The organism is Pseudomonas sp. GW704-F2 (genome assembly GCF_059423025.1).
In genome coordinates this window covers 1-25392 of sequence record NZ_JBWKXO010000002.1, presented here as the reverse complement: position 1 = coordinate 25392, position 25392 = coordinate 1, and the positions used below count along the sequence as shown (strand labels likewise).

Genomic DNA, 25392 nt, shown 5'->3' with positions numbered 1-25392 from the left:
TCAACGGTGAAGATGCTGGCAGTTTAGTTCTACCCGATGAAAATTGATTGTTTGGTTGAAAAGAAAGTGCGGCGGCTTAGAACACGTTGATCGGATAGTCGACGATCACCCGGTATTCATCCACATCCCGATCTACCGCCGAGTAGCCATTGCTGCCGCGGTTGGTCGCCCATTGCAGGCGCAGGGACAGATCCTTGGCCTTGCCGCCCTGCACCACGTATTTCACGTCGATGTCTCGTTCCCAGTGCTTGGCGTCCTGGCCGTCGGCGCTGTACCAGGCGCTGTAGCCCCGACTGGTGGGATCGACTTTGCTCAGGTCGGTCTTACCGCTGCTGTAGGACACGGCAGTGGTCAGGCCCGGCATGCCGAGGCCTATGAAGTCGTAGGCGTACTTGAGCTTCCACGACCGCTCGTTGGGGCCGTTGAAGTCCGAGTATTGCTGGGAGTTGTCCAGGTACACGCTGTCGCCCTGGGTGATGTAGTCGAACGGTGTGTTGCCGTTGACCCGCTGGTACGCGGCGGTGACGCTATGGCTGCCCACGGCTACGGTGAAATGCAGGCTGTAGGTGTTGTTGTCGATGTTACCCAGCAACGACTGGCCGCTGTCTTGGGTGTGGTAGTAGTGCAGGCCGGGGTTGAGGCTGACCAGGTCGTTCAGCGCGTAGGTGTAGTCCAGGTCGTAGTAGTACTGGTGCCACACATCCTTGAGTTCGGCGGCGTACAGGTTGCTGGTCAGTCCCGGCACGCCGCTGAACGACACACCGGCCCAGTCCAGGTGCTGGCTGTCGGTGTGTTCCGGCAGTGTGCCGTAGCTGGTGCCGATGCGCTGGTGGCCGCTCTGGTTGTAGAGCTTGGTGAAGCTGGCCTGGCCGCCTTCGATCATCCAGCCGTCGAGGCTGTGGTTGGTCAGGCTTACGCCGCGAAAGGTCTGGGGCAGCATGCGGGTCATGCCGCCGGCGATCACCGGGTTGTTGAGGAACAGGTCGCCGGCTTTCAGTTCCGTGTCGAACGCGCGCATCTTCAACGTGCCGCCTGCGGTGGAGAACGACCCCGGCGCCTTGCCGCTGCCTTGACTGTTGCCATACGGGAGGATGCTGGAGCCGTCGGTGCCGCCACCGCCGTCGAGCTTGAGGCCGAGCATGGCGTGGGCATCCAGGCCGAAACCGACGGTGCCCTGGGTGTAGCCGGATTCGAAGATGCCGAGAAAGCCCTGGCCCCATTCTTTGTTGTCATCGGTGTGGATGTCGTGACGGTCGCGGTTCATGTAATAGTTGCGGGCGTTGAGCTTGAGGCTTGCGCCTTCGACGAAACCGTCGGCGGGAGTGGTGTCTGCTGCGTGGGCAAGGGGGGCGATCGTTGCTGTAATCGCGAGGAATAACGGGGTGAACGTCAGCGAGTTCTTCACCGGTGGAGCTCCTTTGGTCAAACGGAAACGGCCAATGTCCTGGGGGTGTGTGCCTGGCCTTTTTTGCGGCAAAAAAAAAGCCGCTGAAGTCAGCGGCTTTAAGACAGATTCCCAGTGTAGAGCCCTGGAAAAAAGTCGAGGGAAGTTCGGGTAAGCGGGTCAGCTGTCTTTGCCGTCGCGCTCATCGATGCGTCAAATTAACGCAGGCGAGCGCTGCGATACAGAGTGTAACAAGATAATGACTGTTGCCCAAATCGCAACAGTCAGAGATTTAGCGCATGCCAATGTGGGAGGGGGCAAGCCCCCTCCCACATTGGTCTGAAGTGTTCTCAAGCGTTAGACGGGCAGGGTAATACCGAAGGTGTTGCCGCCCGCGTCACTGCGCACGAACACATCGCCGCCATGCATCAGCGCAATCGCCTTGACGATGGCCAGCCCCAGCCCGTGGTTGGCGCCGCTGTTGCTGCGCGATGCGTCCACTCGATAGAAGCGTTCGAACAGCCGAGGCAGGTGCTCGCTGGCAATCGCGTCGCCGGGGTTGGTCACGGCGATCGCCACCTGATGCTCCCGCACGTCGATGTTCACCGCGATGACCTGCCCTGGCGCGGTGTGCTGCACGGCGTTGCTCAGCAGGTTGATCAGTGCGCGGCGCAGGTGGGCTCTTTCGATCTGCACCTGGGCGTCGCCGTGGACGTGCACCTGGACCTGGGCGTCTTCGAGGATGAAGTCCAGGTAGTCGAGGGTGGTCGCCACTTCGTCGGCCAGGGAGCTTTCGATCAGCTTGGTGGCCTTGCTGCCCTGGTCGGCGCTGGCGAGGAACAGCATGTCGTTGATGATCGAACGCAGGCGCTCCAGTTCTTCTAGGTTCGATTGCAGCACCTCGAAATAATGTTCGGCCGAGCGCCCGCGTGTCAGGGCCACCTGGGTCTGGCCGATCAGGTTGGTCAGGGGCGAGCGCAGTTCATGGGCGACGTCGGCATTGAACGATTCCAGGCGCGAGTAGGCCTGTTCGACGCGGTCCAGGGTGGCGTTGAACGAGTTGACGAACTGACGCAACTCCGGCGGCAGCGGCGACAGTTGCAGGCGCCCGGAGAGTTTCGGCGGTGCGAGTTTCTGCGCTTCGTCCGAGAGTTTACTCAGCGGCTTGAGGCCGATGCGCGAGACCCAGAACCCCAGCAGCGCCGCCAGCACCACGCCGATAAACGCCAGGCTGATCAGCGCCACCAGCAAGTGGTGCTGGGTGGCGCGGAAGTTTTCGGTGTCGATGGCGATCATGAAGCGCAACGGCGGGCGCTGGTCCTGGGCGGGGAACTGGCTCACCAGCACCTTGAACGGGTCGGCGTGATCGACCAGGCGCAAGTCGCGCTTGCCGGTCGGGCCGGCGGCGAAGGCGCGGATCTGCGCGTCCGGGTTGCCATATTCGTAGTTCGGGTCGCTGCTCACCACCCAGAAACGGATGCGCTTGTCTTCCTCGGCCAACAACTTGAGTTTGGCCTTGATCTTGGTCCAATGCTCCGGCGTGCCGAAGCGCTTCACCGAGGACTCCAACACGCTGTAGCGCGCATCCAGTTCGGCCTCGGGTAACAGGCCCAAGCCACGGTCCACCTGCTGATAGAGCGCGCCGCCGATCAACAGGAAGATCAGCAGCGCCACCAGGGTGAACATGCCGCTCAAGCGCAGCGCGATGGAGTTAGTTGACACCGCGGTTCTCCAGCACATAACCCATGCCACGGATGGTGTGCAGCAGCTTCTGTTCGAACGGCCCGTCGAGCTTGGCGCGCAGGCGTTTGATCGCGACTTCGACCACGTTGGCGTCGCTGTCGAAGTTGATGTCCCAGACCATCTCCGCGATGGCGGTCTTGGACAGGATCTCACCCTGGCGCCGCGCCAATACGCTGAGCAGCGAGAACTCCTTGGCGGTCAGGTCCAGGCGCACGCCGTTGCGGCTGGCCTTGCGGCTGATCAGGTCGATCCACAGGTCGGCGACCGTCACCTGCACCGGTTCGTGCCCGCCACTGCGGCGGGTCAGGGCTTGCAGGCGCGCCACCAGCTCCAGGAACGAAAACGGCTTGCCCAGGTAATCGTCGGCGCCTTCACGCAGGCCGCGAATGCGGTCTTCCACGCGCTCGCGGGCGGTGAGCATGATCACCGGCGTTTGCTTGCGCGCGCGTAGGGCACGCAACACGCCGAAGCCGTCGAGACCGGGCAGCATCACGTCGAGCACGATCACCGCGTAATCGTTTTCCAGCGCCAGGTGCAAACCCTCGACGCCTTCACGCGCCACGTCGACGGTGTAGCCTTGCTCCGTCAGGCCGCGATGCAGGTAGTCCGCGGTTTTTTCTTCATCTTCAACGATCAGTACGCGCATGACCCCGCCTTAATGTGTGGTCGCCAACGCGGGCGTTGGTGTGGGCCGGTGGAAAAACCGCTCAAGGTACAAGTATATGATCGGCGTGGTGAACAGCGTCAGCGCCTGGCTCACCAGCAAGCCGCCGACCACCGCGATCCCCAGCGGTTGGCGCAACTCGGCACCGGGGCCTGCGCCGAGCATCAGCGGCACGGCGCCGAGCAGGGCGGCGAGGGTGGTCATGATGATCGGCCGGAACCGCGTGACGCAGGCTTCGTAGATCGCTTCCTCCGGCGGCAGGCCTCTGACCCGCTGCGCTTCGAGGGCGAAGTCGATCATCAGGATGCCGTTCTTCTTCACGATGCCGATCAGCAACACCAGGCCGATCAGGGCCATGATCGAAAAGTCCTGGCCCAGCAGCCACAGCATGATCAACGCGCCCAAGCCGGCCGAGGGCAGGGTGGAAATGATCGTCAGCGGGTGGACGAAACTTTCGTACAACACGCCGAGAATGATGTACACCGCCACCAGCGCCGCGAGGATCAGCCACGGCTGGCTGGCCAGTGAACTCTGGAACGCCTGGGCCGCGCCCTGGAAGTTGCCGAGGATGGTGGCCGGCATGCCGATTTCGTTCTTGGCCTGGTTGAGCATGATCACCGCATCCCCCAGCGCCACGCCGGGCGCCAGGTTGAACGACAGGTTGGCCGCCGGGAACATGCCGTCATGGCTGATGGACAGCGGGCCCACGCTGGGCGGGTCGACCTTGGCCAGGGCCGACAACGGCACCATCTCGTTGGTCAGTGGCGAGCGCAAGTAGAAGTAATTGAGGCTTTCGGCTTTGCCGCGTTGCTGGGTGTCGAGTTCCAGCACCACTTGGTATTGGTTGATTTCGGTCTGGAACTCGTTGATCTGGCGCTGGCCGAACGCGTCATATAGCGCCTGGTCGACATCGGTGGCGGTCAGGCCGAAGCGCGCGGCGGCCTGGCGGTCGATGCTGATGTGGGTGATGCTGCCGCCCAGTTGCAGGTCGTTGGACAGGTCGCGAAACGCCGGGTTGGCGCGCAGTTTTTCGGTGAGGCGCTGGGTCCAGGTATTCAGTGTCGCGCCGTCGTTGCTCTTGAGCACGTACTGGTACTGGGCGCGGCTGGGGCCGGAGCTGAGGTTGATGTCCTGGCCGGCGCGCAGGTACAGCACGATGCCCGGCACCTTCGCCAGTTTCGAGCGGATGCGGTCGATGAACTGGCTGGCGGACACGTCGCGATCGCCGCGGTCTTTCAAGGCGATCCAGAAACGGCCGTTGGCGATGGTCTGGTTGCTGCCGGTGACGCCCACCGAATGGGAAAACGTTGCCACCGCCGGGTCAGCCTTGATGATCTCGGCCAGGGCCTTGTGCTTGGCGACCATGTCCGGGAACGACACATCGGCCGCCGCTTCGCTGGTGCCGAGCACGAAGCCGGTGTCCTGCACCGGGAAAAAGCCCTTGGGGATGAACACGTAGCCGACCACCGCCAGCGCCAGCGTGACCACGAAGATCGCCAGCATGCTGCGTTGATGGACCAGGGCCCGGCGCAGGTTGCGCGCATAGCCGGCCAGCAGGCGTTCGCTGAAACCGGGCTTGGCATGGGCCGGATGGGTCGGGGCGCGCATGAACAGCGCCGCCAGGGTCGGCGCCAGGGTCAGCGAAACCACCACCGAAATCAGGATGGTCGAGGTCGCCGTCAGCGCGAATTCCTTGAACAGGCGCCCGACCACGCCGCCCATGAACAGCAGCGGAATGAACGCCGCCACCAGCGAGAAGCTGATGGACACCACGGTAAAACCAATCTCGCCGGCGCCCTTGATCGCCGCTTCACGCTTGCCCAGCCCGGCTTCGAGATGGCGGTGAATGTTCTCCACCACCACGATCGCATCGTCCACCACAAAGCCCACGGCGATGACGATCGCCACCAGGGTCAGGTTGTTCAGGCTGAAGCCCATCAGGTACATCAAGGCGAAGCTGGCGATCAGCGACACCCCGAGCACGCTCGACACAATCAACGTCGCCGACAGCTGGCGCAGGAACAACGCCATCACCGCCACCACCAGCAGCACGGCGATCAGCAGGGTCACTTCCACTTCATGCAGGGAGGCGCGGATGGTCTTGGTGCGGTCGCTCAACACATTGACCTGCACCGATGCCGGCAGCATGGCCTGCAGGCGCGGCAGTTGCGCTTGAATGCGGTCGACGGTCTCGACGATGTTCGCGCCGGGCTGGCGCGAGATCACCAGGTTGACCCCCGGGGTGTCGCCGGACCAGGCTTGTACGTAGGCGTTTTCCGAGCCGTTGATGACTTTAGCGATATCGCGCAGTTGAACCGGCGCGCCATTCTTGTAGGACACGATCAGTTGGGCGTAGTCCCCGGGTTGAAACAGCTGGTCGTTGGTCGACAGCGTCGACACGCTGTTCTCCCCGTAGATCGCGCCTTTGGCCAGGTTCAGGCTCGACTGCTGGATCGCCACGCGGATGTCGGCCAGGGTCAGGCCGATGGCCGCGAGTTTGTCGGGCGAAGCCTGCACGCGAATCGCCGGGCGTTGCTGGCCGGTGATGTTGATCTGGCCGACGCCGTCGATCTGGCTGATCTGCCGTGCCAGCAGGGTTTCCACGTAATCACTCAGCTCGGTGCTGGGCATGCTGTCGGAACTGACGCTGAGGATCAGTACCGGGCTGTCTGCCGGGTTGACCTTCTTCCAGGTCGGCAGGGTCGGCATATCCCTGGGTAGCTTGCCGGACGCGGTGTTGATCGCCGCCTGGACTTCCTGGGCGGCGGTGTCGATGCTCTTGTTCAGGGTGAATTGCAGGGTCAAGAGGCTGGAGCCCAAGGCGCTGCTGGAGGTCATCTGGGTCATGCCGGGGATGGCGCTGAATTGCACCTCCAGCGGCGTGGCCACCGAAGAAGCCATGGTGTCCGGGCTGGCGCCGGGCAGTTGCGCGCTGACCTGGATTGTCGGAAATTCCGCTTCCGGCAGCGGGGCGATGGCCAGTTGCGGGAAGGCAATCAGCCCAAGCAACACCAGAGCGAAGGTGAGCAGCAGGGTCGCGACCGGGTGGTCGACGCACCACGCCGACGGCGAGCGGCTGGCGTTCATGGTTGCACCTTGGCGTCGACGGTCTGGATCACTTGCGGCGGTTCTTTGAGCACGTCGACCCGAGCGCCGGCCTTGAGCCGCGACTGGCCATCGCTGACCAGCACATCACCGGCCTGTACGCCTTTGATGAGCGTCACGTCGCTGTTCTGGTAGGTGACCTGCACCGGCACCACCTCCACCTTGTCGCCGTTGACCCGGTACACAAAGTGCGCGTCCAGACCACGTTGCACCACGGTCGGCGGCACCACCAGGGCGTTTTTGTCGAGGCCGGTCTGGATCTTGATGGTCACCAGTTGCCCCGGCCACAGGCGCTGCGTGGCGTTGTTGAACTCGGCCTTGGCGCGCAGGGTGCCGGTGGTGGAACTGATCTGGTTGTCGATCAGGCTCAGGTGGCCTTCACCGAGCAGGTCGCCGGTCTGGCCGTCGGTGTCGGCGCCCAGGTAGGCGTCGACGCTGGCTGGGGTAGGGGCCGCGATCAGGCTTTGCAGAGTGGGCAGCATCTGTTGCGGCAGGGAAAATTCGACGGCAATCGGGTCGATCTGCGTCACCGAGAACAGCCCCTGGGCATCGCTCGTGCGCAGGAAGTTGCCTTCATCCACCGTGCGAATCCCTACGCGACCGCTGACCGGTGAGCGAATCTGAGTGTAGGAAAGCTGCACCTTTGCCGCATCGATCGCGGCCTGATTGCCCTGGACGGTGGCATTGAGTTGGTTGACCAACGCCTGTTGCTGGTCATAGGTCTGCTTGGATACGCCGTCGTCGACACTCAATGCCTTGTAGCGCTTGAGGTTGATCAGCGCGACTTGCAACTGCGCCTGGTTTTCCGCCAACAGCGCCTTGGCCTGCTCGAGGCTGGCGCGGATCGAGCGGTCATCGATGGTCGCCAACAGGTCCCCGGCCTTGACCTGCTGGCCTTCCTTGACCAGCAATCGGGTGAGGATGCCGTCGACCTGCGGGCGGATCACCACGCTGTGCAACGACAGCACCGTCCCAATGCCGCTGACGAATCGCGGGATGTCCTGTTGCGCCACGCTCACCACCCGTACCGGGATCGCTGTCGGCGCCGCCAGTTTGGGTTTGGCCGGCCGCGTCAGGGCCCAGGCTGCAATCGCCAGCACCACGAGGACTCCGACGATCAGCGCGGTTTTTCGTTGAATTTGCATGGAAGTGAGGTGCCAGGGCAGAGGAACGGAAGGGTGAGGTGTCTTTATAGCCCGTCAACCCGGTCAGCAAGGTGACTGCTAACTGACAGCGCTGTCAGTAAACGCCGACCATTCGTACAGGCGGTGGTTAAAGATCCTGAGGGCGCAGGTATACTGCGCGCCAGTGTGGCCCGCAAGCTGGCCCCGCATCAATTTTTGCCTGCTCCGGAGCTTCCATGACTTCCCCGACACATCCCCCTGTTGAAGCGGCCGACCTCGTCGATCCGGCCAGCGCTGAAAGCGTTGAAAAAACCGAGATCCCGGCGTTCAAGTTTCCGTTCAAGCCGGGTGAACTGGCCGGGGCCAAGAATGCCGCCCAGCCGTGGTACAAGAACGGCGCCAAGAACGGGCATACCAAGTCCCCAGGCATGGCGCCGCCGGGCACCCGTCGTTCGATGGGTAAACGCTGAGAATAATAAGTCGCACGCTGTGTCGACTATTGCCTACAACGTCTGCTGAAATTTCTGATTGTAGGGCCACGACCGTTTCTTGAAAGCTTGCACAGCCTCCGTGCCGCCCCGGCGTTTTCCGTCGGTGCGGGAGGGTGAGGTTGGACTTTCCGGAAAAGGATGTTTCCTGTGGCTCTGATACACATTTGTGTCGTGCTCGCGTTGTTGCTGGCGGCCGATAGCGTTGCCGCCGGTGAGTCGCCACGGCGCGAAATCCGTTTCGCCGTCGCTGCGCAATTCGCGCCTTTCCAGAGCCGTAACCCGCAAGGCCAGTTGGTCGGCCTGAACATCGACCTGGGTAACGCCCTGTGCGTGCAGTTGAATGTGCGGTGCACCTGGGTCGATCAGGTGCTGGTGGAAAACTTCCCGGCCCTGGAGGCCCGGCAGTTCGACGCAATCATGGGCATGGCGCCCACGTCGACGCGTCGGCGCTGGGTCAACTTCACCGATGAGCTGTATCCGTTCACCACGCGCCTGGTCGCCCGCAGAACATCCGGCCTGCTGCCGACCGTGCGGTCGCTCAAGGGCAAGCGTGTCGGGGTGTTGCTGGGCAGTAATCGCGAAGCCTTCGCCCGAGCGCAGTGGGCGCCCAAGGGCGTTATCGTCAAGAGCTTCTGGCTCAATGACGAACTGGCTCGCAGCCTGGTGGCGGGGGATATCGATGCGACCCTGCAAGGCACCGTGGAAATCCGTGAGGCGCTGCTCGATACCGTCGATGGCCAGGACTTTGACTTCCTCGGCCCCGCCATTTCGGCCGAACTCCTGGGCAGCGGCGTGGCGATCGCGGTGCGCAAGCCCGATACCGCCTTGCGCAATGCCCTCAACTGCGCCCTTGAACAACTGATGCAAAGCGGCGAATACCAGCGGATCATTCAGCCCTACCGCCTGGATGCCGTTTCCGTCGCGCCCAACGACTAGGCGGCGCGCAGCGGGATAAACGCATAGTTGGCCGGCACCTCGGTGGCAAGCTGTGCCCCCGCGTCCAGCAACTGTTCGGCGATGTCCATCGCGGACACATGAAACACCCACTCATTCGCCACGCCGGGCTGGCTCGCCGCCAGCTCGATCGCCTGGGTAAAGGCATCCATCTGCGGCAGGTACGCCGTAAAGCCATCGCCCTTGAGCGCCGTGGTGCGAATCCCCAACAGGGCACACACCGCCTCTTTGGTCTGCACATCGTCGCGGTCGGCCTGGCGCGAGCGGCGGATCAGTTCAGCCAGTTCCGCGTCCATCAACTCGCCGCCGGCAATCAATACCGGGCCCTGTTCCCACGACTCCGGCGGGCATTCCTTGGCGGCAGGGTTCAACGGAATGTGCGGGTTGATCTCCATCGGATAGATGCGGCAGACCAACGGTCGGCGTTCATAGATGCGGCACAGGTTGTCTTCGTCAAGATTCCGGCAGCGTCCGGGGTTGTAGGCGGCAAAAGTGATGGCCACGAATGCCTGGGTCGTGCCGCTGGGCACCATCGCCGAACGGCGTTCGGCATGTTCGCGTTGCTGCAACGGCAGGCCCAGGCCGTTGCCGAGAAAACCTTCCACCAGAACGATCACGCTGCCGCCGTCAGCCGCCCACTGGCGGGCTTCTGCGAGGGTCAGGGGGACATGGTGGTCGGTGCAGCATTTGCCACAACCGACGCAGGAAAAATGAGTGTTCATGGCAGATCTGTCACCAGGCTAGGTCAGAGGGCTCGCGCGAACGGTGACGGGTTTTCACCTCTTTTCAACGTTCGGGAGCACTGAAAGCAAGTTGTGCGCCAGTGCCCGTCAGTCTTCGCTGACCACATCGCGCAGCACGAACACCATGCCCGCGCTTTCATAGAGTTGCCGGGCGCGTCGGTTGCTTTCCAGGACCTTGAGGTCCACGTAGGGTTCGCCGCGCTGCTTGAACACCTGGAAGGTGTGCAGCAACAAGGCGCGACCCAGCCCCTGGCCCTGGGCGCAGGGGTGTACAGACAGGTTCTTGATGAAGGCGCTGGTCCAGCACTGGGCCACGCCGAGGATGCCCTCGGCATTGCTCGCCACCAGGCACAGCGTGGGGTCGAACTCGGCATCGGTCACGAACTGCCGCTGCCAGGTTTGCAGGTCGGCGACGTGGCCGCCGCCTTGTGCCTGGGTCATGCGCAACACCGCGTGAATCGCCGGGGCCCATGCGTCGCGGTAGTGATCCAACTGCGTACCGGCCGGCCACTGCGGCGCGGGCAGGTCGCGGGTGAGGTTGCGGCGTAGCAGTTGGAAATACTCGGCCACCGCTTACAGGCCCTTTTGCGCCACGGTCTGGGCGGCCACCACCAGGCATTTGGTCAGTTCGGGCGAGGAGAATTTGGTCAGCACCGCGTCGGCCCCGGCCACGCGCGCTTTTTCGCTGTTCATCGCGCTGTCCAGGGAGGTGTGCAACAGCACGTAAAGGTCCTGGAAGTCCGGGGTTTCGCGCAGGGTGCGGGTGAGGGCGTAACCGTCCATTTCGGACATTTCGATGTCCGACACCACCACATTGATCTGCTCGACGGTGCCCTGCAGTTCCAGCAGCACGTCGATGGCTTCCTTGGCGCTGCGTGCGGTGTGGCAGGTCAGACCGAGGTTGCGCAGGGTGTGTACTGATTGTTGCAGGGCGACCTGGCTGTCATCCACCACCAGGATTCGCGCGTTGCCCAACACTTCGGCCTCTTCCATGGTCAAGTCGGTCGGCGCCATTTCAATCGGTGCCGGGGCGATGCCGTGGATGACTTTTTCGATGTCCAGCACCTGCACCAGCCCGCCTTCCACCTGGGTGACCCCGGTGATAAACGAGCGATTGCCGCCGGCACCGAAGGGCGGCGGGCGGATATCGGTGGTCAGGCAATGCACGATCTTGCTCACCGCCTGCACATGCAGGCCCTGCTTGGAGCGGCTGACATCGGTGACGATCAGGCAGCCGCCGTCCGGGTCTTCCAACGGCATTTCGCCGAGGGCGCGGCTCAGGTCGATCACCGACAGCGAGGTGCCGCGCAGCATGGCGATACCTTTGACGTGCGGATGGGACTCCGGCAGCTTGGTCAGCGGCGGGCACGGAATGATTTCGCTGACTTTCAGCAGGTTAATGGCCATCAACTTGCCGCTGCGCAAGGTAAAGAGCAGAAGCGAGAGTGAGTCTGCGCGGGCTTTAGACGTGGACATAAAAACCTTCTGTGGATCAGGGTTGATCATCTATGGAGGGTTATCGACTTCATCGGCCCAGGCTTTAGGGGAATGGGCCGATGAAGTTGACTTATCTCAGCCCTTCCATACCTGCGGGTTGACCAGATCCTGCGGGCGGTGGCCGAGCAGGGCGCTGCGCAGGTTGTCGAGGGCGCGGTTGGCCATGGCTGTGCGGGTTTCATGGGTCGCCGAGCCGATGTGCGGCAGGGTCACCGCATTGCTCAGTTGGAACAGTGGCGACTCGGCCAGCGGTTCCTTTTCATACACGTCCAGCCCCGCCCCGCGAATACGCTGGGTTTGCAGGGCTTCGATCAGCGCCGGTTCGTCGACCACCGGCCCGCGGGAAATATTGATCAGGATCGCGCTGGATTTCATCAGTCCCAGCTCGCGATGACTGATCAGGTGCCGGGTCTTTTCGCTCAACGGCACCACCAGGCAGACGAAGTCCGCTTCGGCGAGTAACTGATCCAGGCTGCAGAACTGTGCGCCCAGTTCCTGCTCCAGTGCGGGCTTGCGGCTGTTGCCGCTGTACACAATCGGCATATTGAAGCCCAGGCGCCCGCGCCGAGCCACGGCGGCGCCGATATTGCCCATGCCGACGATGCCCAGTGTCTTGCCATGCACGTCGCAGCCGAACAACGACGCGCCCACGCTGGCTTTCCACTCGCCGGCCTTGGTCCAAGCGTCCAGCTCGGCCACCCGGCGTGCGCTGCTCATCAGCAGGGCGAAGGCGAGGTCGGCGGTGCTTTCGGTGAGGACGTCGGGGGTGTTGGTGAGCATGACCCCGCGTTCGTTGAGGTAGGCCACGTCATAGTTGTCATAGCCCACCGAGATGCTGGACACCACTTCCAGCCGGCTCGCGCCTTCGAGTTGCGCGCGGCCCAGCTTGCGCCCCACGCCGATCAGGCCGTGGGCATGGGGCAGGGCTTCATTGAACTGTGCATTGATGTCGCCCAGCTTGGGGTTGGGGGCGATCACCTCGAAATCCTGTTGCAGGCGTTCGATCATTTCCGGGGTGATACGGCTGAAGGCGAGGACAGTCTTTTTCATTGCAGGCGGGCTCATCGACTACGGAAGAATGCCAAGCAAGCTAACATTCCTGCCGGTAATTGTCAGGACACCGTTGAACCTCTGTGGGAGGGGGCTTGCCCCCGATAGCAGTGTGTCAGCCAATACATGCATGACTTCATTACCGCTATCGGGGGCAAGCCCCCTCCCACATTTTTGACCGAGTCCAGCTTCCAGGCTCAGGTTGGTTATAAGGCCGCTCCCAAGAGCAAGAGCCAAATGAGTTCTATCTGATCCATGGAGATCCAAATGTGGGAGGGGGCTTGCCCCCGATAGCAGTGTGTCAGCCAATACATGCATGACTTCATTACCGCTATCGGGAGTAAGCCCCCTCCCACATTGGATCGCTATCGTCTGGCAGAAATCAGTTCGCCATCCGCACGCCGCCCAGGCTGCCGCTCAACTCATACGCGACCAATTCCGCCTGGTGCGCCGCGAGAATTTCCGGCAGCGAACCGCGCAGGTATTCCACCCAGGTCTTGATCTTCGCATCCAGGTACTGGCGCGATGGGTAAATGGCGTACAGGTTCAGTTCCTGGGAGCGATAGTTGGGCATCACCCGCACCAGCGTGCCGTTGCGCAGGCCTTCGATGGCGGCGTACACCGGCAACAGGCCGACGCCCATGCCGCTGGTGATGGCGGTTTTCATCGCATCGGCCGAGTTCACCAGGAACGGCGATGTGTTGATCGCGACACTTTCCTGGCCGTCAGGGCCGTTGAAGCTCCATTTATCCAGCAGGACCACCGGGCTGACCAGGCGCAGGCAGGCGTGGTTGAGCAGATCGTGGGGCCGTTGCGCGCAGCCTTTGGCCTTGACGTAGTCCGGCGAGGCGCAGGCGATGCTGTAGGTGATGCCCAGGCGCTGGGACACGAAGCCCGAGTCCGGCAGTTCGCTGGCCAGCACGATGGACACGTCGTAGCCTTCATCGAGCAAGTCCGGCACGCGGTTGGCCAGGGTCAGGTCGAAGGTCACGTCCGGGTGAGTGCGGCGGTAGCGGGCAATGGCGTCGATGACGAAATGCTGGCCGATACCGGTCATGGTATGCACTTTCAACTGGCCGGCGGGGCGCGCGTGGGCGTCGCTGGCTTCGGCCTCGGCTTCTTCGACGTAGGCCAGGATTTGCTCGCAGCGTAATAAATAGCGTTTACCCGCCTCCGTGAGTGCAATGCGGCGGGTAGTGCGGTTGAGCAAGCGGGTTTGCAGATGAGCCTCCAGGTTGGAGACCGCGCGCGAAATGTTGGCGGTGGTTGTGTCCAGCTGTGCGGCGGCGGCGGTGAAGCTGCCGGCTTCGGCCACAGAACTGAAGGCGCGCATGTTTTGCAAAGTGTCCATGGGGTGTTCTCAAGGGAGATGACAAATTGTGACAGAAAGTTACGCCGACCAGTGATCCCTACGAAGGGATTATCGCCTGAACGGTAATAAAGATTCACAGGAATACCAGCTTATCGTCATTCCCCTCGCGTCCTAGAATTACACCACCTACCCTGCATCACCCACCTCAGGAATTCGCAGCAGTGCCGCGTCGCATCAGCAGAGAGCTGAAGACTCTCAGTGTTTGGGCCTTATCGTTAGCAATCAGCGGCTGCATCGGAACCGGAGGAATCGCCCCCCAAGACCAGGCCCTCAGCGCCAATACCCTGGCCACCGATGAGGCGATCCAGAGCGCCGCCCGGGACGCCCGCTGGCCCACCGCGCAATGGTGGCAGGCCTATGGCGATCCCCAGCTCAACCGCTGGGTCGAACTCGCGACCCACGACAGCCCGAGCCTGGCCATGGCTGCCGCGCGTGTGCGTGAAGCGCGGGCCATGGCCGGGATTGTTGAGTCGGCCGAGTCGCTGCAGATCAACAGCGACACCACCCTCAAGCGCCACAACTGGCCGAACGACCAGTTCTACGGCCCGGGTGCATTGAGCGGTTCCAACACCTGGGACAACAATACGTCCCTGGGCTTCAGCTATGCCCTCGACCTGTGGGGCCGCGAAAGCAACGCCACCGAGCGTGCCGTCGACCTGGCGCACATGAGCGTGGCCGAAGCACGCCAGGCCCAGCTTGAACTGCAGAACAACGTAGTGCGCGTCTATATCCAGCTGTCGTTGCATTACGCCAACCGCGACATCGTCGCGGCCACGCTGGCCCAGCAACAGCAGATTCTCGATCTGGCGAATAAACGCCTGAACGCGGGCATTGGCACGCATTTCGATGTGAGCCAGGCCGAAACCCCGTTGCCCGAGACCCATCGCCAACTCGATGCCCTGGACGAAGAGATCGCCCTGAGCCGCAACCAGTTGGCGGCGTTGGCGGGTAAAGGCCCGGGCGAGGGCGCGCGACTGCAACGTCCGACCTTGTCCCTCGGCGCGCCACTGAAATTGCCGTCCAGCCTGCCCGCGCAATTGCTCGGTCAGCGCCCGGACGTGGTCGCCAGCCGTTGGCAGGTGGCAGCGCAGGCGCGTGGCATCGATGTCGCGCACGCCGGTTTCTACCCCAACGTCGATCTGGTCGGCAGCCTCGGCTACATGGCCACCGGCGGCGGCATGCTGGGTTTTCTGGCCGGCAAGAAATTCAACTACAACGTCGGTCCGGCCATCACCCTGCCGATCTTCGACGGCGGCCGCCTGCGTTCGCAGTTGGGTGAAGCCAGCGCCGGCTATGACATCGCCGTGGCGCATTACAACCAGACCCTGGTCAACGCGCTCAAAGGCATCAGCGACCAGTTGATCCGCCGCGAATCCATGGACAAGCAAAAGGGCTTCGCCGCAGAGTCGGTGGCCTCGGCGCAGAAAACCTACGACATCGCGATGATCGCCTACCAGCGCGGCCTTACCGATTACCTCAATGTGCTGAACGCCCAGACCCTGTTGTTCCGCCAGCAGCAAGTCGAGCAGCAGGTGCAGGCCGCGCGTCTGACGGCCCACGCCGACCTGGTGACCGCCCTGGGCGGCGGGCTGGGCGCCGGCAACGATGTTCCGCAAGACACCAAGACTGTCCCGAGCAAGACCCCGGCGGCGCTCGCCGTGTTCGATCACTGAGTAGGATTTGATGACTCCCTTGCCTGCACCGCTGCGCTGGCTGTATTCCCTTGAGTGGCGCCGTGGCTTTTTCGACTGGGCACGCAGTGACGGCGTGACCTGGGTGTACATCTTCAAGGTGCTGATCGCTGCGTTCGCCACGCTGTGGCTGGCCATGCGCCTGGAACTGCCGCAACCGCGCACCGCGATGATCACCGTGTTTATCGTGATGCAACCCCAGAGCGGCCAGGTGTTCGCCAAGAGCTTCTATCGCTTCCTCGGCACCTTGGCCGGGTCGGCGGTGATGGTGTTCCTGATCGCCTTGTTTGCGCAGAACACCGAGCTGTTCCTCGGCTCGCTGGCGATCTGGGTGGGGATCTGCACCGCTGGCGCCACGCGCAACCGCAACTTTCGCGCCTATGGCTTCGTGCTCGCCGGCTACACCGCTGCGATGGTCGGCCTGCCGTCCCTGGCCCACCCGGACGGGGCGTTCATGGCGGCCGTGTGGCGGGTGCTGGAAATTTCCCTGGGGATTCTGGTCTCCACGCTGGTCAGTGCGGCGATTCTGCCGCAGACCTCCAGTGCGGCCATGCGCAACGCGCTGTACCAGCGCTTTGGCGTATTTGCGCTGTTCGTCACCGACGGCCTGCGTGGGCGCAGCCAGCGCGAGAGCTTCGAAAGCACCAACGTGCGCTTTATCGCCGAAGCCGTGGGCCTGGAAGGTCTGCGCAGCATCACCGTGTTCGAAGACCCGCACATGCGTCGGCGCAACGGCCGGCTCAGTCGCCTCAACAGCGAATTCATGAGCATCACCACGCGCTTCAACGCCTTGCACCAGTTGCTCGAACGCCTGCGTGCCGATGCCGCGGACCACGTTGTCGCCGAAATCAAACCGGGCTTGCAGGACTTGGCCGAGGTACTCGACGGGTTTTCCGGCCGCGCCCTCACCAGCCCCGACGCGGCGCGGCTGGTCAACCAGTTGAGCGTCTACAAGGACGGCTTGCCCGCCAAGGTCCGCAGCCTGCGAGCGATCTTCCAGCAAGGCAACCCGAGCGAAGACGAGCAGTTGGACTTTCATACCGCCTACGAGTTGCTCTACCGCTTCGTCGACGACCTGCACAACTACGCACAGACCCACGCCTCCCTGGCCGATCACACCCATGCGCGGGAACAGTGGGACGAAACCTTCATCCCCAAAACCAACTGGCTGGCCTGCGTGGCCTCGGGGGTGCGGGCGTCGTTCATCCTGATCGTGCTCGGCAGCTACTGGGTGGCGACCGCCTGGCCGAGCGGCGCGACCATGACCATGATCGCCGCCGCCACCGTCGGCCTGTCCGCCGCCACGCCGAACCCCAAACGCATGGCGTTCCAGATGGCGTGCGGCACCCTGATCGGGGCGCTGGTGGGCTTCGTCGAAATGTTTTTCGTGTTTCCCTGGATCGACGGCTTCCCGCTGCTGTGCGTGATGCTCGCGCCGGTGATCATCCTCGGTGCCTTCCTCGCTTCACGCCCGCAATACGCCGGGGTCGGCGTGGGCCTGCTGATCTTTTTCAGCACCGGTTCGGTGCCGGACAACCTCACGGTCTACAACCCCTACAACTTTATCAACGACTACATCGCGATGATCATCGGCATGCTGGTGTGTGCGGCGGCGGGGGCGATCATCCTGCCGCCCAACAGCCGCTGGCTGTGGCGCCGCCTGGAACAGGACCTGCGCGAGCAAGTGGTGTACGCGATCAGTGGCAAGCTCAAGGGCCTGGCGTCGAGTTTCGAAAGCCGCACCCGCGACCTGCTGCACCAGGCCTACGGCCTCGCTGTCGGCCAGCCGCAAGTGCAACGCAACCTGCTGCGCTGGATGTTCGTGGTGCTTGAAGTCGGCCATGCGATCATCGAGTTGCGCAAGGAACAGGCGATCCTGCCGATCCACCCGGCCTACGCCGAATCCCAGCCCTGGCGCCAGGCGATCCGCGTGATGGGCCGCTCACTGGTGCGCCTGTTCCTGCAACCCAGCGCCAGCAACCTGGAGCGCGGGCTGATTGCCGTCGACCATGCGATCAGCCGCGTGCAGGCGACCGACGAACCCTTCGCGCCGCACTTCGATACCTCGGCCCTGCGCCGGGTGAAAAGCTACCTGCACTTCATCCGCACTTCGCTGCTGGACCCGCAATCGCCACTGGCGGCCTACAAGCCCCAAGGCGCGCTTATGTTGAAAGGAGCTGGGCATGCCTCGTGAAATCGCGTTCCACGGCATTTACATGCCGACCGTGACCCTGATGTTTTTGATCGCGGCGGGGTTGGCCTGGGCGCTGGACCGCTTCCTGGGGGGGTTCGATCTGTACCGTTTTTTCTGGCACCCGGCGTTGCTGCGCCTGAGCCTGTTCGTTTGCCTGTTCGGCGCCCTGGCGCTGACCGTCTACCGTTGAGAATGCCCCGATGAAAAAGTTTTTCAGCCTGCTCGCGACCTTGCTGGTTCTGGCTCTGGCGATCTGGATTGGCCGCACGCTGTGGGTGCATTACATGGAAACCCCCTGGACCCGCGATGGCCGCGTGCGTGCCGACATCATCAATGTCGCCGCCGACGTCACCGGCGAAGTGGTCAACGTGCCGGTGCGTGACAACCAGTTGGTGAAAAAGGGCGACCTGCTGATGCAGATCGACCCCGAACACTACCGCCTCGCCGTCAAACAGGCGCAAGCCCTTGTCGCTTCGCGCAAAGCCACCTGGGAAATGCGCAAGGACAACGCCCACCGCCGCGCCGACCTCGACGCGCTGGTGATCTCCAGGGAAAATCGCGACGACGCCGGCAACGTCGCCGACTCGGCCCTCGCCGACTACCAGCACGCCCAGGCACAACTGGAAGCCGCCGAACTGAACTTGAAACGCACGCAAGTGGTGGCGGCCGTCGACGGCTACGTCACCAACCTCAACGTGCATCGCGGTGACTACGCGCGCATCGGCGAAGCCAAGATGGCCGTGGTCGATATGAACTCGTTCTGGGTCTATGGCTTCTTCGAAGAAACCAAACTGCCCCACGTCAAGGTCGGCGATAAGGCCGATATGCAGTTGATGAGCGGCGAAACCCTCAAGGGCCATGTGGAAAGCATCTCTCGCGGCATCTACGACCGCGACAACCCCGAGAGCCGCGAACTGATCGCCGACGTGAACCCGACCTTCAACTGGGTGCGCTTGGCCCAGCGCGTGCCGGTGCGGATTCATATCGATGAAGTGCCCGAAGGCGTGTTGTTGGCGGCGGGGATTACCTGCACGGTGATTGTCGACTCTATCCAGCACTGAACCTCTGTCGGGGTGGGTCGTGACGATTAGCTACGGCCCAAACCGCACCAGCATGCGCTGCCCCACCCGCAGAGACGGCGGCGCCGGCTGATCGAACGCCAATATGCATTCAACGGTACGCATATTGGCCCTGACCAGGGCGTCGTCTTCCAGGGTGCTGTTGCCCAGTACCGCACTGATCCGCACCACATGGGCGGTCAGTGCCACTGAACCATCGGCGCTGTCATCGGTGACTTCGGCCTTCATCCCGGGGCGCACCGCGCCGGTGAATGACTCGTTGAGCTCGGCCCTTACGATACGCGCCTGGTTCGGCAACAAAACGAAAGCCGGCCCGGACTGTGCAGACACTGCGGCACCGGGTTGAATCAGGCGCCGAACCACCTCGGCGTCGACCGGCGCACGCAGGCTGCGTTGCGCCAGTTCGTAGCGTGCCGCCGTCAGCTTTCTCGCGGCGACTTCGGCGTCTGTCTGAGTCTTTTCAATCTCGTCGCGCAAGCGCTCGGCGGCCTCGTGGGCCCCATCGGCACTCTGGCTGTCGCCGGCGCCTGCCTTGGCGGCGGCGGTCAGGCGGCTGGCCTGCTGCTCGGCGAACTTGAGCTGCCTTGCCAACTGTTTGGCTTGGATCTGCACCTGGCGTTGCTCGGTCAGTGCGGCGGCGACGGCCAGTTGCGCCAGTTCACTGTCCAGGGTGGCGAGCAGTTGGCCTTTCTTGACCTGCTCGCCTTCCGTCACCTTGATCTCGGCGACCACGCCGTCGCGACTCGCGCCGAGCTTGAGCAAACCGCCTTCCACATCGATACGGCCGCGCGCGACGGCCAGGTAGGTTGGCGCCGTTGACGTCGGCGTGGAAGGCGCATCTTCACGGGAGCAGGCGCTCAGCAATACAAGTGCGGTACTCAGAAGCAGCCAAGAGCGAAGCGGGCGCGCGTTCATACAGAGTGTTCCTGGGTTCCGACCATAGCGGCCGGTTGGAAGGGAAGGGATTGATCGTTCAAAATGCGGCCGTCTTCTATGGTCAGCACGCGGTCGCAATTACTGATCAGGCGCGGATCGTGGCTGACGCACAGCACCGTGGTGCCACGCGTGCGGGCGATGCGGTGCAAAATATCGATCACGATCTGGCCGTTGGCCGCATCGAGGGCGCTGGTCGGTTCGTCGGCGAACAACAACTCGGGGGCCTTTGCCACGGCGCGTGCAATGGCTACGCGCTGCTTTTCGCCGCCGGACAATTCGGCCGGGCGCAGTTGCATGCGCGAGCCCAGCCCGACGTCCTCCAGCGCCTCAATGGCGCGCGCTCGGACTTCCGTGCTCGGCAGCCCCAGGTAGCTCAAGGGCAGCTCGACCTGTTGCTGCGCAGTCAACGCCGGAAACAGGTTGAACCCCTGGAATACGAAGCCGGTGTGGCGCAGGCGAAAATTCTCCAGGGCCCGCGTGTCGAGGCTTGAAAGGTCGTGCCCCAGGGCCGATGCGCTGCCGCGGTCGGGCTGCTGCAGGCCGCTGAGGATCGCCAGTAGCGTGCTTTTGCCACAGCCGGACGGGCCTGAGATCAGGGTCAGTTCGCCGGGCCGTATCGCCAGGGTAATGTCATGCAGCACTGGGGTTACGACCCGCCCCGAGGTGAACGATTTACTGATACTGCTGGCTTGCAGCGTGAAGGGTGTGGCGGATGTCAGGAGACTCATGGCAGTGCTATCTCAGAAGGCTGGCCGGGTCGGCGTGGCGTAAGGTGCGGATGGCCGCCAGGCCCGACACGAGTGCCAGGAGCATGCTCAGGCACAGGCAGGCGAGGGCCGCGACGGGCGAAAGCTGCACCGGCACGTTGTAGTGCGCCGCCAGGGCGAAGAACAGGCCGGCGAGCACCGAACTGCCCAGCAGCCCCAGTGCCCCGACCCAGAAAGCCTGCTCCATGACCACTTTGCGCAGGGCATTCACGCCGACGCCAAGGGCGTTCAAGGTGGCGTACTCGCGGATGGAACCGACGACGGCGGCGACCAGCGTCTGGCTGGTGATGACCGCGCCCACCAGGAACACAATCGCGGCCAGAAACAGCACGCCGGCACCGGCGCCGGTGTCGAACATCCAATACATCTGCGAGCGCTGGGCGAACTGTTGTGCGGTCCATACCGAGTAGTTGCCGAATGCAGGGCCGTCGCTCAGGCGCGCGGCAACCGCACCGGCCTGAGCGGGATCGCGCACTTTGGCCACCAGGTAGGTGATGCGGTCCGCTGCGGTGGTGGTGTCGAGCTGCCGGGCGGTGGCCAGCGACGCCAGCACATTGACCCCGCCCAGCGCGCGCAGGCCGCTGGTGACGCCCACCACGCGCACACGTTGCCCGTTGATGGTCGCGGCGTCCCCCAGGTTCACGCCCAGGGTGCTCAGATCGGCGCGGTCGACGATCACCGCACCGGGCTCGGCCAGGCGGGCGCGCAGTGCCGTCGGCAGGGCGCGCGCAAACATCAGGCCGTCTGGCCCGACGTCGATGCCGCTGACAAACACCGACACGCCACCGGTATCTCGCGCACCGCGCCAATCGGCGTCGACCCAGCGAAACGACTCGACACGCAGGACGTCGGCGTCCATGCGCAGGCGCATTTCCACGCCGGCATCGATCGGTCTTCCGAGGTTGACGCTTTGCGTGCCGGGGTAACCGACCCAGAGGTCCGCCGTAGAGCCGGTGATATAGACGCTGGCACTGCCGAAAATACCCAGCACCAGCGCAGCCTGGAGCAACTGCAGCAGCCCCGCGAAGCCTACGGCGATCATCGCGGGCAGGAAGCGCCGCCATTCGTGGATCAGTGTCAGACGGGCAAGCGCCACCATCAGTCAGCATCCTTCACTGTCGGGTTCGGTAACGGTGCGCCGCCGAGGGCTTTATAAAGCGCGATGTAGGCGATGTCCCGTTCGGTGCTGGCGCTGTCGGCCTGTCGCATGGCTTGCAGTGCCTGCACGTGGGCGCTCGTCAGTTCCAGTGGGCTCATGAGCCCCAGGCGCTCGCGTTGTTGCAAGGCCTCCAGGCGCGTCTGCGTCGCCTTATGGGCCTGGCGCGAGGCGTGCTCGCGCAGGCGCGTTTGTTCGAGGTCGCCCAGGGCGATTTCGGCTTCGGCAACGCCTTGCAACACCGCCTGGCGATAAGTCAGAACCGCTGCCTGCAACAGGTGGTCTTTCGCGCGGGCGGTGGCGATACGTTGGCCCCAGTCGAACAACGGGATGCTGATCCCCGGCCCGGCCGAGAAAATGCTGTTGCCGCTGGGCGTGCGCTTGCGGTTGCTGGCAATGTTCAGCGACCACTGCAACGAAGCGCCCAGGCTGAGGTGCGGGTAGATATCGGCGCGGCTCATCCCCAACTCCCCGGCGGCCACAAGAACCTCGGCCTCGGCGTTGGCAATTTCCGGGCGTGTGCGCAGCAGGTCCGCCGGCACGTTGTTGAGTTGCCACTGGCCGAGCGTGGGCTGCGGTCCGGGCTGCAGCCAGCGCGGGTCGGGCTCTGGCCGACCCGACAACAGCGCCAACTGCTGTGCATGGCGGTGGATCCGTTGTTGCGGCCCGCTCAGTTGCATCTCGGCCCGCGCCAGTTCCGCCTCGGCGCCCGCCACGTCAGCGTGCGGCGCCAGGGCAAGTTGCTCGCGCACACGCAGCAGCGCCAGTTTTTCCTGCTGAGCGTCACGAATGGCCGTCAGCGCGCGTTCGGCGTGTTGCGCCGAACGCAGCTCAACCCAATGCCGGGTGACTTCGGCGACCAGCGACACCTGGACGCTGCGCAAGTCGGCGGCCACCAGCGCCTGGTTGCCCTCGGTGATGCGATCCGCGCTCTGCCTGGCGCCGAACAGTGGCAGTTCCCACTGTGCATCGAAGCCGATCAGGAAGTACGAACTGCTGGTGTCGGGGCTTATCGCATCGTGGGTCTTGATCCCGAGCGAGGGCAGATAGGGCGCTTGCGAATGTTGGCTCAGCACTCGCGCAGCCCGCAGGCGCTCGACTGCGGCGGCGACGTCGAGGTTGTTGTGCAATGCCTGATCCACCAGGGTATCGAGTTCAGGATCATTGAAGGCGTGCCACCACCGATTGAGGTCGGGCTTGGCCGGCGCCAGTGGGGACGGTGCATTGCGCCATGCCTCTGGCGCGGGCGGTTTCAACGCGGGCAGAGGTGCGACCGAACAGCCTGTCACCGCAGTTAACCCCAGTGACAGTGTGAGCAGCGTCCGACAGGCGCGCGATTTGTTTAAAGGCTTGATAGGGGTCACCCAAGAGGTACCGGAACGGCTGTGTCAAATCGACGCGAACAGCGATCAACGACAAGCGAGGTATGAGGTCTGAGCGTGTTGAGTCAGAAGTCAGCGCGTCACTCTAGCGAGAGTGCCCGTTCAGTTCTGTAGCGAAATTGTATTGCCGCCAATGAGCGGGGGACTCAGGGCGATGGGCTGTGCGCGCAAGTGGGGGGAGGCTTGCGCGCATACTGGCGGGGTGTTGCCTGGCGGTTCAGGCCTGGCAGTACGTCTCGTGCAAATGGCGCCACAGCAGTGCGCCGCTGGCCTGTTTCTCGAAGACCACCGTGGCGCGGCGATCGGTCTGGGTGCCGCTGTCGTCGATCTGATGTTCGCGGTAACTGACGACGGCGCCGCGGGCATGCCGGTCAATGCCGCTCAGTTCGCTCAAGGTGATCTTCAACCCTGGCCGCTGGCCGCCCAGGCGGGTGAACAGGTAATTGACCCCAGCGGCGTTCATGCGTGTGCCGGTGGAGGGCGCAATCATGCTGAACTCCGGCGAGAAGCGCGCGAGCAGCCTTTGCAGCGTGCCTTCAGGCGCCACGCCGGCGAACCATTGTTCGATCTCGACGTGGGTCTGGATCACTTCCTCGAAAAAGTCGCTGTAGTCGATCATTTACAAACTCCTATTCAAACCAAAGCGTCGCTTCAATACGTTTTCCAACAACCCTTTGGGCAGTAACGCCGCCATCAACGGCAGTGCCCGACTGCCATTGCCCGCGCGCAATAAGCGCGGCGGTGTCGGTTGTTGCACGGCGTTCAGGACCTGGCTGGCAAATCGGCTGGCCGGTGTCGGGTTGTCCTGGGAGGCCCGGGAGCGCGCGCGGATGCCCTCGCGCAACGGCCACCACGGCGATTGTTCGTTGATCAACAGCTCCGCCTGGGCCCCGGCGTTTTTCGCAAAGCGGGTATCGATTGCGCCCGGTTGCACTTCCATCACCCGCACGCCAAACGGCGCCAGTTCCATGCGCAGGGCATCGCTCAAGGCATGCACGGCGGCTTTGGAGGCGCAGTAGGCGCCAGCGAATGGCGTCACCAGCACCCCGGAAACGCTGCCGATATTCACCACCAGGCCTTTGCCGCGACGCAGCGCGGGGAAGAACGCCTGGGTCACGCCGACGATGGAAAACACGTTGGTTTCGAACTGACACTGCAGCGCCTCGGTGCCGCCGTCGAGCAACGGGCCCATGGCGCCGTAGCCGGCGTTGTTGACCAGCACATCCAGCTCGCCCCACTGCTCGGCCAGGTGCTGCAAGGCGGCGCTGTCGTTGACGTCCAGTTGCACCGCATTGAAGCCGGCGGCGGACAAGCGGGCGACGTCTTCCGGTTGGCGGGCGCTGGCCCACACGTCGAAGCCGGCGGATTTGAAGGCCTCGGCCAAGGCGCGCCCGATGCCGCTGGAGCAACCGGTGATGAGTACGTTGGGCATGGATCGGTCCTTTTTCAGTCCGAGAAGCTGCCTTGCAAATGCTCGGCGCGAAATTCCAGGGTTTGCGGGCGGTAGCCAGGGCGCAGCGGCGGGGTGGGCAGGCAGTCGTCCCAGGTGGCGCCGGCCTGCAACTCGCCGGGGCCGCGATAGCGTGGGGCAGCGTAGACGTTGTCGGCCAGGTTGACCGTATCGCCCGGCGCATAGGCAGCGACGCGCCAGCGCAGTTCGGTCAGCGGTACGTCGTTGCCGTTGTTCAGGGTCAGCTTCAGTGGGCGGTCGGCCGGGCAGTCCTGCGGGGCGTAGACAATGCGCAGCTCCAGGCGCGCCAGTTGCGACGCTTCACGATTGTCCAGCCACACCACCCACACGCCCACCAGCCCCAGGCCCACAGCGGCGGCCAGCGATACGGGCAGGGCTTTGGCCGGGTAGCGCAGCAACAGGACCAGCCAGGTGATGATCAGGAGAACGCCGAAGAACATGGAGACCACCTCGAATAGGGAACGAGCATCCTAACTTAAGCGTAGGTGGGATTGGCTACCTTGAGTGCTGCGGTGGCCGGGAGGGCCTCATCGGGGGCAAGCCCCCTCCCACCTTTGATCTGTGAATACATTCAAATGTGGGAGGGGGC

General features: G+C 63.6%; 22 protein-coding genes and 1 pseudogene. 6 read left to right on the top strand and 17 right to left on the bottom strand.

Annotated features, from left to right (window positions below):
- Positions 1-76: 76 nt before the first annotated feature.
- From AC07W0_RS01885 to AC07W0_RS01865, 5 genes are all read right to left on the bottom strand, one after another.
- Positions 77-1405 carry an OprD family porin gene (locus AC07W0_RS01885; RefSeq protein ID WP_102617121.1) on the bottom strand — a complete coding sequence of 443 codons (1329 nt, stop codon included), beginning with the start codon at positions 1403-1405 and terminating at the stop codon, positions 77-79.
- A 336-nt stretch (positions 1406-1741) separates the two neighbouring features.
- Positions 1742-3106: a heavy metal sensor histidine kinase gene (locus AC07W0_RS01880; protein ID WP_102617120.1), complete on the bottom strand. Its 1365-nt coding sequence runs from the start codon at positions 3104-3106 to the stop codon at positions 1742-1744.
- On the bottom strand, positions 3096-3773 hold the full coding sequence (locus tag AC07W0_RS01875; RefSeq protein WP_017845918.1) for a heavy metal response regulator transcription factor: 678 nt from the start codon (positions 3771-3773) through the stop codon (positions 3096-3098). The genes AC07W0_RS01880 and AC07W0_RS01875 overlap by 11 nt, the downstream gene beginning before the upstream one ends.
- Before the next feature lie 9 nt (positions 3774-3782).
- Positions 3783-6878: a multidrug efflux RND transporter permease subunit gene (locus AC07W0_RS01870; RefSeq protein ID WP_017845917.1), complete on the bottom strand. Its 3096-nt coding sequence runs from the start codon at positions 6876-6878 to the stop codon at positions 3783-3785.
- Complete coding sequence (locus AC07W0_RS01865; RefSeq protein WP_046384646.1) at positions 6875-8041, bottom strand: efflux RND transporter periplasmic adaptor subunit; 1167 nt, start codon at positions 8039-8041, stop codon at positions 6875-6877. The genes AC07W0_RS01870 and AC07W0_RS01865 overlap by 4 nt, the downstream gene beginning before the upstream one ends.
- Before the next feature lie 215 nt (positions 8042-8256).
- On the opposite strand from AC07W0_RS01865, the gene AC07W0_RS01860 reads away from it, so the two are divergent.
- Both AC07W0_RS01860 and AC07W0_RS01855 read left to right on the top strand, forming a co-directional pair.
- Positions 8257-8490, top strand: coding sequence for a hypothetical protein (locus AC07W0_RS01860; protein WP_017845915.1), 234 nt, complete (start codon positions 8257-8259; stop codon positions 8488-8490).
- A gap of 168 nt (positions 8491-8658) precedes the next feature.
- Entirely contained in the window at positions 8659-9447 is a 789-nt protein-coding gene (locus tag AC07W0_RS01855; protein ID WP_102617119.1) for a transporter substrate-binding domain-containing protein, read from the top strand.
- Here the strand turns inward: AC07W0_RS01855 and AC07W0_RS01850 are convergent.
- The 5 genes from AC07W0_RS01850 to AC07W0_RS01830 form a co-directional block, all read right to left on the bottom strand.
- Entirely contained in the window at positions 9444-10187 is a 744-nt protein-coding gene (locus AC07W0_RS01850) for a YkgJ family cysteine cluster protein (protein WP_046384644.1), read from the bottom strand. The two genes, AC07W0_RS01855 and AC07W0_RS01850, sit on opposite strands and share 4 nt — an antisense overlap.
- 108 nt (positions 10188-10295) lie before the next feature.
- Entirely contained in the window at positions 10296-10778 is a 483-nt protein-coding gene (locus AC07W0_RS01845; RefSeq protein ID WP_102617118.1) for a GNAT family N-acetyltransferase, read from the bottom strand.
- 3 nt (positions 10779-10781) lie between these two features.
- On the bottom strand, positions 10782-11684 hold the full coding sequence (locus AC07W0_RS01840; RefSeq protein ID WP_017845911.1) for a chemotaxis protein: 903 nt from the start codon (positions 11682-11684) through the stop codon (positions 10782-10784).
- 96 nt (positions 11685-11780) lie between these two features.
- The gene (locus AC07W0_RS01835; protein WP_046384642.1) at positions 11781-12755 is read right to left on the bottom strand and encodes a 2-hydroxyacid dehydrogenase; all 975 of its coding nucleotides are present in this window, start codon (positions 12753-12755) and stop codon (positions 11781-11783) included.
- A gap of 382 nt (positions 12756-13137) precedes the next feature.
- On the bottom strand, positions 13138-14106 hold the full coding sequence (locus AC07W0_RS01830) for a LysR family transcriptional regulator (protein WP_017845908.1): 969 nt from the start codon (positions 14104-14106) through the stop codon (positions 13138-13140).
- 182 nt (positions 14107-14288) lie between these two features.
- Between AC07W0_RS01830 and AC07W0_RS01825 the strand changes: the two genes are divergently transcribed.
- Genes AC07W0_RS01825 through AC07W0_RS01810 form a run of 4 tightly spaced genes read left to right on the top strand, consistent with a single transcriptional unit; the run spans position 14289 to position 19073 of the window.
- Positions 14289-15800: an efflux transporter outer membrane subunit gene (locus tag AC07W0_RS01825; protein WP_046484572.1), complete on the top strand. Its 1512-nt coding sequence runs from the start codon at positions 14289-14291 to the stop codon at positions 15798-15800.
- Between the two features lie 10 nt (positions 15801-15810).
- Positions 15811-18012, top strand: a complete 2202-nt coding sequence (locus tag AC07W0_RS01820) for an FUSC family protein (protein ID WP_046484570.1) — start codon at positions 15811-15813, stop codon at positions 18010-18012.
- Positions 18002-18202: a DUF1656 domain-containing protein gene (locus tag AC07W0_RS01815; protein ID WP_017845905.1), complete on the top strand. Its 201-nt coding sequence runs from the start codon at positions 18002-18004 to the stop codon at positions 18200-18202. The genes AC07W0_RS01820 and AC07W0_RS01815 overlap by 11 nt, the downstream gene beginning before the upstream one ends.
- A 10-nt stretch (positions 18203-18212) precedes the next feature.
- Entirely contained in the window at positions 18213-19073 is an 861-nt protein-coding gene (locus tag AC07W0_RS01810) for an efflux RND transporter periplasmic adaptor subunit (RefSeq protein WP_046484565.1), read from the top strand.
- A 30-nt stretch (positions 19074-19103) separates the two neighbouring features.
- Here AC07W0_RS01810 and AC07W0_RS01805 read toward each other — a convergent pair whose 3' ends face one another.
- From AC07W0_RS01805 to AC07W0_RS01775, 7 genes and pseudogenes are all read right to left on the bottom strand, one after another.
- The gene (locus tag AC07W0_RS01805) at positions 19104-20006 is read right to left on the bottom strand and encodes an HlyD family secretion protein (protein WP_102617117.1); all 903 of its coding nucleotides are present in this window, start codon (positions 20004-20006) and stop codon (positions 19104-19106) included.
- Positions 20003-20653 (bottom strand): annotated as a pseudogene (locus AC07W0_RS01800) (ABC transporter ATP-binding protein); the annotation flags it as partial. The gene AC07W0_RS01805 and the pseudogene AC07W0_RS01800, both read right to left, overlap by 4 nt.
- Before the next feature lie 109 nt (positions 20654-20762).
- Positions 20763-21893 carry an ABC transporter permease gene (locus AC07W0_RS01795; protein ID WP_046484561.1) on the bottom strand — a complete coding sequence of 377 codons (1131 nt, stop codon included), beginning with the start codon at positions 21891-21893 and terminating at the stop codon, positions 20763-20765.
- On the bottom strand, positions 21893-23239 hold the full coding sequence (locus tag AC07W0_RS01790; RefSeq protein ID WP_238587104.1) for an efflux transporter outer membrane subunit: 1347 nt from the start codon (positions 23237-23239) through the stop codon (positions 21893-21895). The genes AC07W0_RS01795 and AC07W0_RS01790 overlap by 1 nt, the downstream gene beginning before the upstream one ends.
- Before the next feature lie 310 nt (positions 23240-23549).
- Entirely contained in the window at positions 23550-23951 is a 402-nt protein-coding gene (locus AC07W0_RS01785; protein ID WP_017845899.1) for a hypothetical protein, read from the bottom strand.
- Entirely contained in the window at positions 23952-24764 is an 813-nt protein-coding gene (locus AC07W0_RS01780; RefSeq protein ID WP_017845898.1) for an SDR family oxidoreductase, read from the bottom strand.
- Positions 24765-24778: 14 nt separating this feature from the next.
- Positions 24779-25243 carry a hypothetical protein gene (locus tag AC07W0_RS01775; RefSeq protein ID WP_017845897.1) on the bottom strand — a complete coding sequence of 155 codons (465 nt, stop codon included), beginning with the start codon at positions 25241-25243 and terminating at the stop codon, positions 24779-24781.
- Positions 25244-25392: the final 149 nt, after the last annotated feature.

Excerpts from the sequence above, each read along its gene's own strand:
- AC07W0_RS01875 (WP_017845918.1), bottom strand. The coding sequence starts at position 3,773 with ATGCGCGTACTGATCGTTGAAGATGAAGAAAAAACCGCGGACTACCTG.
- AC07W0_RS01870 (WP_017845917.1), bottom strand. The coding sequence starts at position 6,878 with ATGAACGCCAGCCGCTCGCCGTCGGCGTGGTGCGTCGACCACCCGGTC.
- AC07W0_RS01865 (WP_046384646.1), bottom strand. The coding sequence starts at position 8,041 with ATGCAAATTCAACGAAAAACCGCGCTGATCGTCGGAGTCCTCGTGGTG.
- AC07W0_RS01860 (WP_017845915.1), top strand. The coding sequence starts at position 8,257 with ATGACTTCCCCGACACATCCCCCTGTTGAAGCGGCCGACCTCGTCGAT.
- AC07W0_RS01850 (WP_046384644.1), bottom strand. The coding sequence starts at position 10,187 with ATGAACACTCATTTTTCCTGCGTCGGTTGTGGCAAATGCTGCACCGAC.
- AC07W0_RS01840 (WP_017845911.1), bottom strand. The coding sequence starts at position 11,684 with ATGTCCACGTCTAAAGCCCGCGCAGACTCACTCTCGCTTCTGCTCTTT.
- AC07W0_RS01835 (WP_046384642.1), bottom strand. The coding sequence starts at position 12,755 with ATGAAAAAGACTGTCCTCGCCTTCAGCCGTATCACCCCGGAAATGATC.
- AC07W0_RS01830 (WP_017845908.1), bottom strand. The coding sequence starts at position 14,106 with ATGGACACTTTGCAAAACATGCGCGCCTTCAGTTCTGTGGCCGAAGCC.
- AC07W0_RS01820 (WP_046484570.1), top strand. The coding sequence starts at position 15,811 with ATGACTCCCTTGCCTGCACCGCTGCGCTGGCTGTATTCCCTTGAGTGG.
- AC07W0_RS01815 (WP_017845905.1), top strand. The coding sequence starts at position 18,002 with ATGCCTCGTGAAATCGCGTTCCACGGCATTTACATGCCGACCGTGACC.
- AC07W0_RS01810 (WP_046484565.1), top strand. The coding sequence starts at position 18,213 with ATGAAAAAGTTTTTCAGCCTGCTCGCGACCTTGCTGGTTCTGGCTCTG.
- AC07W0_RS01805 (WP_102617117.1), bottom strand. The coding sequence starts at position 20,006 with ATGAACGCGCGCCCGCTTCGCTCTTGGCTGCTTCTGAGTACCGCACTT.
- AC07W0_RS01795 (WP_046484561.1), bottom strand. The coding sequence starts at position 21,893 with ATGGTGGCGCTTGCCCGTCTGACACTGATCCACGAATGGCGGCGCTTC.
- AC07W0_RS01785 (WP_017845899.1), bottom strand. The coding sequence starts at position 23,951 with ATGATCGACTACAGCGACTTTTTCGAGGAAGTGATCCAGACCCACGTC.
- AC07W0_RS01780 (WP_017845898.1), bottom strand. The coding sequence starts at position 24,764 with ATGCCCAACGTACTCATCACCGGTTGCTCCAGCGGCATCGGGCGCGCC.
- AC07W0_RS01775 (WP_017845897.1), bottom strand. The coding sequence starts at position 25,243 with ATGTTCTTCGGCGTTCTCCTGATCATCACCTGGCTGGTCCTGTTGCTG.